This window comes from Amycolatopsis sp. NPDC005003, from assembly GCF_053600695.1.
On record NZ_JBSGAI010000018.1, the window covers coordinates 176,043 to 186,908 of the forward strand.

The following is a 10,866-nucleotide window of genomic DNA, read 5'->3' on the forward strand; positions in this document are numbered from 1 at the left end:
ATGATCGGCCGGTCGCCGAGCCGGAGGAGCGCTGTTGAAGCCGTACCCGTTCACCGCCGTCGTCGGGTTGCCGGACCTGCGCCTGGCGCTGGTCCTGTCCTCGATCTCGCCCGCCGTCGGCGGGGTGCTGGTGCGCGGCGAAAAGGGTACGGCGAAGTCGACCATGGTCCGCGCGCTCGCGGGCCTGCTGCCGGGCGTCGACGTCGTCGACGGCTGCCGGTTCTCCTGCGATCCCGCGGCTCCCGACCCGCTCTGCCCGGACGGCCCGCACGACGGCGCCAAGAGCCACCGGCGGCCGGCGAAGCTGGTCGAGCTGCCCGTCGGCGCGGCCGAAGACCGCGTCATCGGGAGCCTGCACCTGGAACGAGCGCTCGCCGAAGGCGTCACGGACTTCCAGCCCGGCCTCCTCGCCGCCGCACACCGCGGGCTGCTCTACGTCGACGAGGTCAACCTGCTGCACGACCACCTCGTCGACACGCTCCTGGACGCCGCCGCGATGGGCCGCGCGACCGTGGAACGCGAAGGCGTTTCGGTCTCGCACGCGGCGCGGTTCGTGCTGATCGGCACCATGAACCCCGAGGAGGGCGAGCTGCGGCCGCAGCTGCTGGACCGGTTCGGGCTGACCGTCGAGGTCGCCTCCAGCCGCGACCCGGAGCAGCGCGTCGAGGTCGTCCGCCGTCGCCTGGCCTACGAAGCCGATCCCGACGCCTTCGCCGCCCAGTACGCCGGCGAAGACGCCCAGCTCGCCGCGGACATCGAAGCGGCGCAACGGCTTCTGCCCGCCGTCAAGCTCCCCGACGAGGCCCTGCGCCAGATCGCCGAGGTCTGCGCGTCCTTCGAGGTCGACGGCATGCGCGCGGACATCGTGACCGCCCGCACGGCGGTCGCGCACGCGGCCTGGTCCGGCCGCGACGAGGTGACCACCGAGGACGTCCGCGTCGCCGCGAGGCTCGCGCTGCCGCACCGGCGCCGCCGCAACCCGTTCGACGCGCCCGGCATCTCGGAAGAGCAGCTGGAGCAGGCACTTCAGGACGCCCAACCGGACCCGGGGCCTGAGGACGACGGCCCTGGTTCGGGGTCGGAGCCGCCGCAAGCGCCCGAACCACCGCAGGGCAGCGAGAACGCACCTCAAAGCGAGCCGAAACCGAGTGGGGGACAGCAGAAGACCGTCGGCGCCGGCGAGACGTTCAAGGCCCGCGTCTTCCGCGTGAAAGGTATGGGCGAAGGCGAGCGCGGACGCCGGTCGCGCGCGATCACCGACAGCGGCCGGACCATCGGCGTCCAGCCCGCCAGTGTCCGCGAAGGCCGTCCCCACCTGGTCGCGACGGTGAAAGCCGCGGCGCCGCACCAGAAAGCCCGCGGCCGTGACGGCGCCGGCCTGAAGCTGCGGCCGGAAGACGTCCGCTACGCGTTGCGCGAAGGCCGTGAAGGCAACCTCGTCCTCTTCTGCGTCGACGCGTCCGGCTCGATGGGCGCGAAGGCGCGGATGCGCGAGGTCAAGTCCGCGGTGCTGTCGCTGCTGCTCGACGCCTACCAGCGCCGGGACAAGGTCGGGCTCGTGACGTTCCGCGGCAACGCGGCGGAGCTCGCGCTGCCGCCCACCATCAGCGTCGACGCGGCCGCCTCCCGCCTCGAAGGCCTGCCGACCGGCGGCCGGACACCGCTGGCCGAAGGGCTCCTGGAAGCGGCGCGCGTGCTGCGCGTCGAGGAGATCCGCGACCCACGGCGCCGTCCGCTGCTCGTCGTCGTCACCGACGGCCGCGCCACCAGCGGTCCCGACGCCGTCGCGCGCGCCCAGGCCGCCGCCGGGCTGCTCACCGGTGTCACGACGATCGTGATGGACTGCGAGAGCGGCAAGATGCGGCTCGGCCTGGCCGCCGACCTCGCCGCTCACCTCGGCGCGGAACACGTTCCCCTCGCCGGCGTCGCCGCCGAATCGCTGGCGGGCGCCGTCCGCGCCCGGACCGAAAGGGCCGCCTGATGCCGCAGGGCAAGCCATCGGCAGTGCCGCAGGACGGCCTGACCACGCGCCAGCGCCGCAACCGGCCGCTGCTCGCCGTGCACACCGGTGAGATGAAGGGCAAGTCGACGGCCGCGTTCGGGATGGCGCTGCGCGCCTGGAACCAGGGCTGGTCGATCGGCGTGTTCCAGTTCGTCAAGTCGGCGAAGTGGCGCGTCGGCGAGGAAGCCGCGTTCAAGGCGCTGGGCAAGCTGCACGACGACACCCGCCAGGGCGGGCCGGTCGAGTGGCACAAGATGGGCGAAGGCTGGAGCTGGGCGCGCAAGTCCGGCACCGAAGAGGACCACGCTGCGAACGCCCGTGAGGGCTGGGCGGAGATCAAGCGCCGGCTGGCTGCCGAGACGCACGACTTCTACGTTCTCGACGAGTTCTCCTACCTGCTCAAGTGGGGCTGGCTCGAGGTCGACGACGTCGTGTCCACTTTGGTCTCGCGACCAGGGCACCAGCACGTCGTCATCACCGGCCGGTACGCGCCGCCGGAGCTCGTCGAGGCCGCCGATCTGGTCGCCGAGATGACCAAGGTCAAGCACCCGATGGACGCCGGGCAGAAGGGCCAGCGGGGGATCGAGTGGTAGCGCGGGTGGTCGTCGCCGCGCCCGGCTCCGGGCACGGCAAGACCACCATCGCCGCCGGGCTGATGGCGGCGTTGCGCGCGGCCGGCCACCGGGTCTCCGGGCACAAGGTCGGGCCGGACTTCATCGATCCGAGCTACCACGCGCTCGCCACCGGACGGCCGGCGCGCAACCTGGACCCGTTCCTGCAGGGCGAGGAACGGCTGGTTCCCCTGCTGCGGCACGGTTCCCACGGCGCCGACATCGCCGTGATCGAAGGCGTGATGGGCCTGTTCGACGGGGCACTGGGCACCGAGGGATACGCGTCGACCGCGCACGTGGCCCGGGTACTGGACGCGCCGGTGGTGCTGGTCGTCGACGCCTCGGCCGCCTCCCGCAGCGTCGCCGCGACCGTGCTCGGCTTCGCCCACTACGACAACCGCGTGCGGCTCGCCGGCGTCATCCTCAACAAGCTCGGCTCGCAGCGGCACCGCGACGAGATCGCGTCCGCGCTGGAAGCCACCGGCGTGCCGCTGCTGGGAGCGTTGTACCGCAACGAAGAGATCCACGCGCCGAGCAGGCACCTCGGGCTCGTCCCGGCGGCGGAACGGGCCGCGGAGGCGCAGGGCGTGCTGCCCGCGCTGGCAGCGTGGGTGCGGGACGGCGTCGACCTCGAGGCGATCGTCCGGATCGCTTCCGGCGCGCCTCGGCTTTCTTCGCCGCCGTGGGAACCGTCCGGTGTGGACGGTCCACCGGTGACGATCGCCGCGGCCGGCGGGCCCGCGTTCACCTTCCGGTACACCGAGAACGTCGAGCTGCTGGCGGCCTGCGGGGTTTCTGTCGTGGACGTTGATCCATTGCGGGACCAGGCGTTGCCCGACGGATGCGCCGGCCTGTACTTCGGTGGCGGGTTCCCCGAGGTGCACGCGGCCGAACTGTCGGCGAACACGGCGTTGCGTTCTGCGGTGGCATCGGCCATCCAGGCCGGCATGCCGGTGAGCGCGGAATGCGCGGGGCTGCTGTACCTGTGCCAGTCGCTGGACGGCCTGCCCATGGTCGGCGCGGTGCCCGCGGACGCGAAGATGACCGCCCGCGGCAAGCTCGGCTACCGGCGCGCGGTCGCCGTCGAGGACAACCTGCTGGCCACGGCCGGTCAGCGCGTCACCGGGCACGAGTTCCACCGCACCGAGGTGACGCCGTCGCACGGCGCTTCGGCGGCCTGGGGCTGGGACCGGCAGCTGGACGGCTTCGCGTCGCCGACGCTGCACGCGTCCTACCTGCACGTTCACTGGGCGGGGTATCCGGAGCTGGCCCTGCGGTTCGCGGCGCGGGTCCGAAAACATGCCTGACTATGACCTGCACCACCACGGCGATCGCGAGGTCGGGCCGGGACTGGTCGATCTCGCGGTGAACGTCCGGTTGCCCCGGCCGCCTTCGTGGCTGCGGGAGGAACTGGCGTCCGCTCTGGACTCGCTGGCCGCCTATCCATCTACTGTGGATGCTGTGCAGGCGGTGGCCGCGCGCCACGGCCGTCCTGCCTCGGAGGTGCTGGTCACGGCGGGCGCGGCGGAGGCGTTCACGCTGCTGGCCTCGGCTTTCCGGCCGGGTCGTGCGGTGGTCGTGCACCCGCAGTTCACCGAGCCCGAGGCCGCGCTGCGGGCGGCGGGCCACCCGGTTTCGCGGGTGATCCTGCCCGAAGCGGACGGATTCGTACTGGATCCCGCTTCGGTGCCCGCCGACGCCGACCTGGTGTTCGTCGGCAACCCGACGAATCCGACTTCGGTGCTGCACCCGGCTTCGGTGCTGCGTTCGCTGGCCCGGCCCGGGCGGCTGCTCGTGGTGGACGAGGCGTTCCTGGACGCGGTCCCCGGCGAGGTCGAGAGCCTGGCCGCCGGCCATCCGGGAGTCGTCGTGCTGCGCAGCCTGACCAAGACGTGGGGGCTGGCCGGGCTGCGGGCGGGGTATGTACTCGGCTCCGCGGACGTCATCGAGCGGCTGCGGGCGGTGCAGGTGCCGTGGTCGGTGTCCACCTTGGCCGGAGTGGCGACGGTCGCTTGCTGTCGTCCGTCCGCTTTGGAGGAGGCGGAGAAGCTCGCGGTGGCCGCGGAAGCGGACCGCGAGTACCTGGTGTCGGGCTTGGCCGCTTCGGGTGTCGACGTGCTGGGCGATCCGCGCGGCCCGTTCGTGCTGGTGCGTGTGCCCGAGGGGGCCTTTGTGCGGGCGCGTCTGCGCGAGGCGGGCTACGCGGTGCGGCGGGGAGACACGTTCCCGGGCCTCGGGCCGGACCACCTGCGGCTGGCGGTGCGCGAGCGGGCGACCACCGATGCGTTCCTGACCGCTCTTCGGAAAATCTTGTAAACACCGACAGGGGGTTGTCGCCACCGCCGCCGAAACTGGGCGAAGCCGGGAAACGCCCGGTGTGGCAGCGAGAGGAACGACAATGCCCGGGTTCAACGACGTCGCCTGGTTCGAGATCGGCACCGACGATCCGGCGGCCGCCGAACGGTTCTACGGTGACGTCTTCGGCTGGAAGGTCGCGCAGGACGACACGGCGAGCACCGATGCCGCCTACCGCGTCATCGACACCGGCGGCTCACGCGGCGGCCTCTTCACCGGCCAAGAGAACTACGCGATCTTCACCGTGCTGGTCGAGGACGTCGACGCCACCTGCCGCCAGGTCGAGAAAGCCGGCGGGAAGGTGCTGCGGCCACCGAGCGTCAACCCCGTCGGCGTGACGTTCGCGCACCTGCTGGACCCGGCGGGCAACCACTTCTCGGTGTTCACCCCGCCAAAGTGAGCTGCTGGACGTCGCCGTAAGGGATGTCGAGGTCCTCGGGGCGCAGCCGGCGCAGCGGCGGCACCTCGGCGGTCACGGTGAAGGAGACGATCCGGTCGGTGCGGAACGCCCGGATCTCCCGGCGCAGCCGGCACCAGGCCACGAGGTACCAGTGCGTGGGCTTGCCGACGTAGCCGAGCGGCTCGACCTCCCGCCGGGTGACGGTGCCTTCGCGGTCGGTGTACCGGAGGCGCAGGACGCGGCGGATGTTGAGCACGGGCGGCATCGGCGGGATGGGACCCTCGCCGAGGAGGTGGACACAGGCGGCGAGGTTCTTCGCCGCGGCCGCGTCCTCCCGGCGCATCGCCGCGACCAGCTTGCGCAGCGCCGAGCGGCCTTCCGCCCGGAACGGGGTGCCGTCCAGGTGCCTCAGCGCGAGAGCCATGGCGACGGCCTCGGCGGGCGTCAGGTTGACCGGCGGCATCGTGTGCGCCTTGTCGAGGCAGTACCCGCCGGTGCGGCCGGCCTCGGCGTAGATCGGCGTGCCGGACTGCTGCAGGGCGCTGATGTCCCGCTCGATGGTGCGGACGCTGACCTCGAACCGGTCCGCGAGCCAGCGCGCGCTGCGTGGCCGCGGCGCGACGGCGCGCAGTTCTTCGACGAGGGCGTAGAGACGATCGGTTCGGTTCACGGGATCAAGGTAAGGAGGGGGTACGACAGTTTCGGTTACTCGCAGAGCTGCTTGAACTCCGTCGCGCCGGGTCGCAGGCGGAAGCGGACTTCGTGACCGAGGTGGTCGCGGAACACCGCGTCGGCCGGTGAGGTGAGCGTCATCGTGCCCTCCTGGTACGGGTTGTCCCAGCCGGGAGGCGAGCTGCGGGCCGGGCCGACCAGCGGCGTCTCGGCCTCGTAGAACCGGTCGCCGATCTTCGCCTCGTCGACGCCGCAGTGCGTCAGGAGTGCGAAGTCCGGCAGCGTCACCGGGGTGGGCGTCGGCGTGGGCGTCAGCGCGGCGGGCGGTGCGGGCTTCGGCTCGGGCGGCGCGGAGGCGACGACGACGATCAAGCCGGCCACGAGCACCGTCGCGGCGGCCGCCACCAGCGGGGCGATCGGCCTTCGCCTGGGCGAGGGGAGCGGCACCGGCCCGACGTCGACGGTGTCGGCGGCGGCGTGGAAGGCCCGGCGCAGCCGGTCCTCGACGTCGGTCATCGGAGTTCTCCCTCCAGCTTCGCCAGCGCGCGGGAGGCGCAGGTCTTGACGGTGCCGCGGGAGACGCCCAGCGTGTCGGCGATTTCGGTCTCGGAAAGGCCGGCCCAGTACCGGAGCACGAGGACCTCACGCTGCCGTCGCGGCAGCCGGCGCACGGCGTCGAGCACCTCCCGGTGTTCCTCGCCGAGCAAGACGCCGGTGTCCGCGGGTGGTACGTCGTCGCGGTCGCCGGGCCGGTGCCGCAGCCGCCGTGCCGCGCGCCGGTGCGCGGAGCGGGCCCCGTTGACGACCGAGACGCGGAGGTAGCCGCCGGCCCCGGCCGGGTCGTCGAGCGGCCAACGGCGGAAGAGCGCGACGAAGGCGTCCTGCACGACGTCCTCGGCGAGCCCGCGGTCGCCGAGCAGCAGCACGGCCAGCCGGACCAGGCCGGGGCGGTGCGTGCGGAAGAGCTCCGCCGGGTCGACGGCGGTATCGGTGCCCAGGGTGACCTCCCTTTACCAGGTACACGCCGGGCGACGGGCCTAGGTTGACAAGGCGACCAGAGCGGCCGCGACGGCGGCTTCGACACCGGCGCCGAGGACATCGCCGGTAATGCCGCCGAGCCGTTTGGTGCATCGCCACAGGAGAGCGCCGGCGACGGCATAGGCGAGGCCGACGGCGAGCGGCCCGCGCCACCACGGCAGCCCGGGCAGCAGCACGGCGAGCCCGGCCGCGGCCAGGCCGACGGCGACAGCGGCGGCGCGGGGCACCGACCCGGCGACGGTGGCCCCGAGCCCTTCCGGTCGCGCCGTCGGAACGCCCCGGGCGCACGCCATGGAGAGCGTGCACCGCCCGACGACCACGCCCGCGGCGGCGGTGATCGGGTCGGCGGCGGTCAGGGCACCGACCTGGACGAGGAGGACCAGCACGAGGGTGGCAACCCCGGTGGGCCCGGAGTCCCCGCGGCGCATGACGTCGAGGGCCTTGGCGCGGTCGTAGGAGGCACCGAGGCCGTCGGCGGTGTCGGCGAGCCCGTCCAGGTGCAACCCCCGGCTGCCGAGCGCAACGGCACCGAGGGCGAGCGCGGCGGTGGCCAATGCGGGCAACCCGGCGGCGGAGCCGGCCCACACGATGCCCCCGGCCGCGACGGCCAGGGGCATCGCGGCCAGCGGAGCAAGCAGCATGGCCCGTCCGGCCACACCCCGGTCGATGACCCGCGGAGCGGGCACCGGCACGGTGGTAAGCGTCCCGACGGCCATCCGCACGGCATCACCCCACCGGCTCATGCCAGGTCGGCCAGCAAGCCCATCTCGGCCAGGATCGCCCTCGCGGCGCGCAGAGCCGGGACCGCCTGGACCGCTCCGCTGCCTTCACCCAGCCGCAGGCCGAAGTCCAGGATCGGCTCCAGGCCGAGTGCCTTCAGCGCGAACGCCTGGGAAGGTTCCGTCGAGCGGTGGCCGGCCAGCCACCACTGCTCCGCGCCGGGTGCGATGTCCCGTGCCACCAGGGCCGCCGCGCCGGAGAACACGCCGTCCAGCAGCACCGGGATGCCGAGCACCGCGGCCTGGACCAGGAAGCCCGTCGTCGCCGCCATGCAGGCGCTGCCCAGCGCCGTCAGACGGTCGAACGGGTCCTCCACGCGGCCGGTCGTCCGGGCCAAGGCCGCCGTGACCGCCGCCGTCTTGCGTTCGAGGCCCGCCGCGTCGACTCCGGTTCCCGTGCCGACCACCTCCGTCGCCGGCAAGCCGAGGGAGGCCGCCACCAGCGCCGCGCACATCGCCGTGTTGCCGATTCCCATGTCGCCCGGGATCAGCACGTCCGCTTCGCGCTCCTCCAGGGCGATCGCCCGGCCCGCTTCGAACGCCGCCTGCGCCTCGCCCGGCAGCAACGCGTCCTCGACGTCGATCGAGCCCGAACCGCGGCGGATCTTGTGCGCCGTCACCGACGGCGGCACGTCCGCGCCGTCCCAGTCGACGGCGATGTCCGCGACCCGCACGCGCGCCCCGACCTGTGCGGCCAGCACGTTCACGCCGCTCTTGCCGGCCAGGAACACGCGCACCATCGCCGCGGTCACCTCGCGCGGGTACGCCGAAAGCGCCGACACACCGTGGTCGCCCGCGAAGACGACCACGCGGACGTCGTCCAGCGGGCGCGGCGGCACGGTGCCGTGCGCGGCGGACAGCCAGGCCGCGATCTCCTCCAGCCTGCCGAGCGCGCCGAGCGGCTTGACCAGGCCGTCGAGCCGCTCCAGCGCGGCGGCGCGGGCGGCGGGGTCGGGCACGGGTACGTCGAACACGGGCGCCTCCTGGCTACAGGTCGAGCGCCCGGCCCGCGACGACCAGCACGACCCGGTCGGCGTCGGCGGACACCCGGTTGTTGAGTGCGCCCAGCACATCACGGAACAGCCGTCCGGACGACGTTGCGGGCACCACACCGCTGCCGACCTCGTTGCTCACCGCGACCACCGGCACCCGCGCCGCCGCCCACGCGGCCAGGAAGTCCTCGAGCCGGTCGTCGAGGCGGTGCTCCCAGCCCGGCTTCTGCCGCCACGCGCCGACGTCGTCCAGCACGCGGGACAGCCAGGTGCCGAGGCAGTCGATCAGCAGCGGCTCGGTCGCCGTGCGCAGGATGCCGGCCAGGTCGGTGGTCTCGACGGTCTTCCAGTTCGCCGGCCGCCGCGCCTGGTGCGCGGCCACCCGCGCGGCCCACTCGGGGTCGTCTTCGCCCGCGGGCAGGCCGGGAGCGACGTAGACGAGGTGCGCGTGGTGGGCGACGAGCCGTTCGGCGTGCCGCGACTTCCCCGAGCGGACGCCGCCGAGGACCAGCACCTTGCCTTCGTCGCGCCCGAACCGGCGTAGGGCACGAGCCAGGGTTTCGAGCAACCCGGCGAGCCGGTGCGTCAGCCCCGCCGACGGACGTTTCTTCGCGGAGGCGGCTTTGGGCCCCGCCGACGTACGCTTTCCCGCGGAGGGGGCATCGGACACAGTCATACCCGGCATTGTGGTCCACGCGCTACCGTGCGCCACGTGCCACTCCGTCTAGGGACAACCGCGGCCGGACTCGTGACCGGATACGTAACCGACGCTCTGTTCGGTGACCCCCGAACGGGCCATCCGGTCGCCCTGTTCGGTACTGCCGCAGCCCGCCTGGAACACCGTCTGTGGGCCGATTCGAAGGCGCGCGGAGCCGCATACGCCGGGCTGTGCACCCTCAGTGCCGTAGGCCTCGGCGTCGCGCTTCAGACGGCGACGCGGCGACGTCCTTTCGCGCGTTTCTTGCTCACAGCCGCGTCCACATGGGTAGTGCTCGGCGGCCGCGGCCTCGCCGCCGAAGGCACCGAAATGGCCCGCTTGCTCGAAGCGGGCGAAGTGCCCGAAGCACGTAAACGGCTCTCGCACCTCTGCGCGCGCGACGCGACAACCCTCGATGCGGCCGAGCTGACTCGCGCGGCCACCGAGTCGATCGCCGAGAACACGTCGGACGCCGTGGTGGCGCCGCTGTTCTGGGGCGCGGTCGCCGGCATGCCGGGCCTCCTCGGCTACCGCGCGCTCAACACGCTCGACGCAATGGTCGGCTACCGCTCGCCGCGTTACCGCAACTTCGGCTGGGCCGCGGCGCGCGCCGACGACCTCGTCAACCTGGTGCCCTCCCGGATCGGCGCGACGCTCACGGCATTGTGCGCGGGCGGCCGCGCGCGAGAGTCCTGGCGAGTGTGGCGCCGCGACGGCAGCCGGCACCCGAGCCCCAACGCGGGCCAGGTGGAAGCGGCCTTCGCAGGCGCACTGAACATCCGGCTCGGCGGAACGAACAGCTACGGCGGCGAGCCGGAGAGCCGAGCCCGGCTCGGCGAAGGCCGCGACCCGGAACCGGTGGACCTCCGCCGTGCGGTGCGCCTGTCCCGCCGGGTGGGCGCGGCAGCGGTGGCCATCGCCGCGATCACAGCCCCCACCACGCCTCCGCGTCGTTCCGGCAAACGGGACGCCGGCCGATCTTTGGCCGGGCCGGCGGGCGCCAGCCGTCGCGGAGCGGCGATATGAACGGCTCGGTCGTGACCTCTGGCGACGGGAAAGGTGCACTCATGGCATCGGCAGCGGTGGCCATCGCCGCGATCGCAGCCCCCACCACTCGGCGGTTTCTAGCGGTCATTGCAACACCGCTGCTGGTGGGTGGTGCCGAGCAACTGTGTCATGCGTTCGGCTGGGGTGTCCCAGTCGAGGGTCATCCGGGGCCGGTCGTTGCCCTGATCCCAGGTCAGCGACCGCCGCAGCTGCTCGGGCAGTGTCTGGATCTTGGTGATGAGGGCGTCCCGGACCAGGCTCGGGGTGTAGCCC

Annotated in this window: 12 protein-coding genes and 1 pseudogene; 6 read left to right on the top strand and 7 right to left on the bottom strand. The window is 73.2% G+C overall.

Annotated elements, in window-relative coordinates; genetic code table 11:
* Positions 1–34: 34 nt before the first annotated feature.
* The 5 genes from ACWED2_RS22335 to ACWED2_RS22355 all read left to right on the top strand — a co-directional run bounded on the left by ACWED2_RS22335 (position 35) and on the right by ACWED2_RS22355 (position 5,368).
* The gene (locus ACWED2_RS22335; protein WP_449692402.1) at positions 35–1,981 is read left to right on the top strand and encodes a putative cobaltochelatase; all 1,947 of its coding nucleotides are present in this window, start codon (positions 35–37) and stop codon (positions 1,979–1,981) included.
* On the top strand, positions 1,981–2,595 hold the full coding sequence (gene cobO / locus ACWED2_RS22340; RefSeq protein ID WP_449692403.1) for a cob(I)yrinic acid a,c-diamide adenosyltransferase: 615 nt from the start codon (positions 1,981–1,983) through the stop codon (positions 2,593–2,595). Before ACWED2_RS22335 ends, cobO begins: the two co-directional genes overlap by 1 nt.
* The gene (locus tag ACWED2_RS22345) at positions 2,589–3,920 is read left to right on the top strand and encodes a cobyrinate a,c-diamide synthase (protein WP_449692404.1); all 1,332 of its coding nucleotides are present in this window, start codon (positions 2,589–2,591) and stop codon (positions 3,918–3,920) included. Before cobO ends, ACWED2_RS22345 begins: the two co-directional genes overlap by 7 nt.
* Positions 3,913–4,929, top strand: coding sequence for an Rv2231c family pyridoxal phosphate-dependent protein CobC (gene cobC / locus ACWED2_RS22350; RefSeq protein WP_449692405.1), 1,017 nt, complete (start codon positions 3,913–3,915; stop codon positions 4,927–4,929). Before ACWED2_RS22345 ends, cobC begins: the two co-directional genes overlap by 8 nt.
* A gap of 82 nt (positions 4,930–5,011) precedes the next feature.
* Positions 5,012–5,368 (top strand): VOC family protein, encoded by a 357-nt coding sequence (locus tag ACWED2_RS22355; RefSeq protein WP_449692406.1) that lies wholly within the window; start codon positions 5,012–5,014, stop codon positions 5,366–5,368.
* On the opposite strand, the gene ACWED2_RS22360 is transcribed toward ACWED2_RS22355, so the two are convergent.
* The 6 genes from ACWED2_RS22360 to ACWED2_RS22385 are packed head-to-tail and all read right to left on the bottom strand — an operon-like array spanning position 5,352 to position 9,525.
* Positions 5,352–6,038 carry a helix-turn-helix transcriptional regulator gene (locus ACWED2_RS22360; protein WP_449692407.1) on the bottom strand — a complete coding sequence of 229 codons (687 nt, stop codon included), beginning with the start codon at positions 6,036–6,038 and terminating at the stop codon, positions 5,352–5,354. The genes ACWED2_RS22355 and ACWED2_RS22360 overlap by 17 nt on opposite strands.
* Before the next feature lie 35 nt (positions 6,039–6,073).
* Positions 6,074–6,556 carry a hypothetical protein gene (locus ACWED2_RS22365; RefSeq protein WP_449692408.1) on the bottom strand — a complete coding sequence of 161 codons (483 nt, stop codon included), beginning with the start codon at positions 6,554–6,556 and terminating at the stop codon, positions 6,074–6,076.
* The gene (locus ACWED2_RS22370; RefSeq protein WP_449692419.1) at positions 6,553–7,038 is read right to left on the bottom strand and encodes an RNA polymerase sigma factor; all 486 of its coding nucleotides are present in this window, start codon (positions 7,036–7,038) and stop codon (positions 6,553–6,555) included. Before ACWED2_RS22370 ends, ACWED2_RS22365 begins: the two co-directional genes overlap by 4 nt.
* 39 nt (positions 7,039–7,077) lie before the next feature.
* Entirely contained in the window at positions 7,078–7,794 is a 717-nt protein-coding gene (locus tag ACWED2_RS22375; protein WP_449692420.1) for an adenosylcobinamide-GDP ribazoletransferase, read from the bottom strand.
* 23 nt (positions 7,795–7,817) lie between these two features.
* Positions 7,818–8,831, bottom strand: coding sequence for a nicotinate-nucleotide--dimethylbenzimidazole phosphoribosyltransferase (cobT, locus tag ACWED2_RS22380; RefSeq protein ID WP_449692409.1), 1,014 nt, complete (start codon positions 8,829–8,831; stop codon positions 7,818–7,820).
* 13 nt (positions 8,832–8,844) lie between these two features.
* On the bottom strand, positions 8,845–9,525 hold the full coding sequence (locus ACWED2_RS22385; protein WP_449692410.1) for a bifunctional adenosylcobinamide kinase/adenosylcobinamide-phosphate guanylyltransferase: 681 nt from the start codon (positions 9,523–9,525) through the stop codon (positions 8,845–8,847).
* A gap of 36 nt (positions 9,526–9,561) precedes the next feature.
* Between ACWED2_RS22385 and ACWED2_RS22390 the strand changes: the two genes are divergently transcribed.
* Positions 9,562–10,572, top strand: coding sequence for a cobalamin biosynthesis protein (locus ACWED2_RS22390; RefSeq protein ID WP_449692411.1), 1,011 nt, complete (start codon positions 9,562–9,564; stop codon positions 10,570–10,572).
* A 98-nt stretch (positions 10,573–10,670) separates the two neighbouring features.
* On the opposite strand, the pseudogene ACWED2_RS22395 reads toward ACWED2_RS22390, so the two are convergent.
* Positions 10,671–10,866: pseudogene (locus tag ACWED2_RS22395) on the bottom strand (hypothetical protein); the annotation flags it as partial.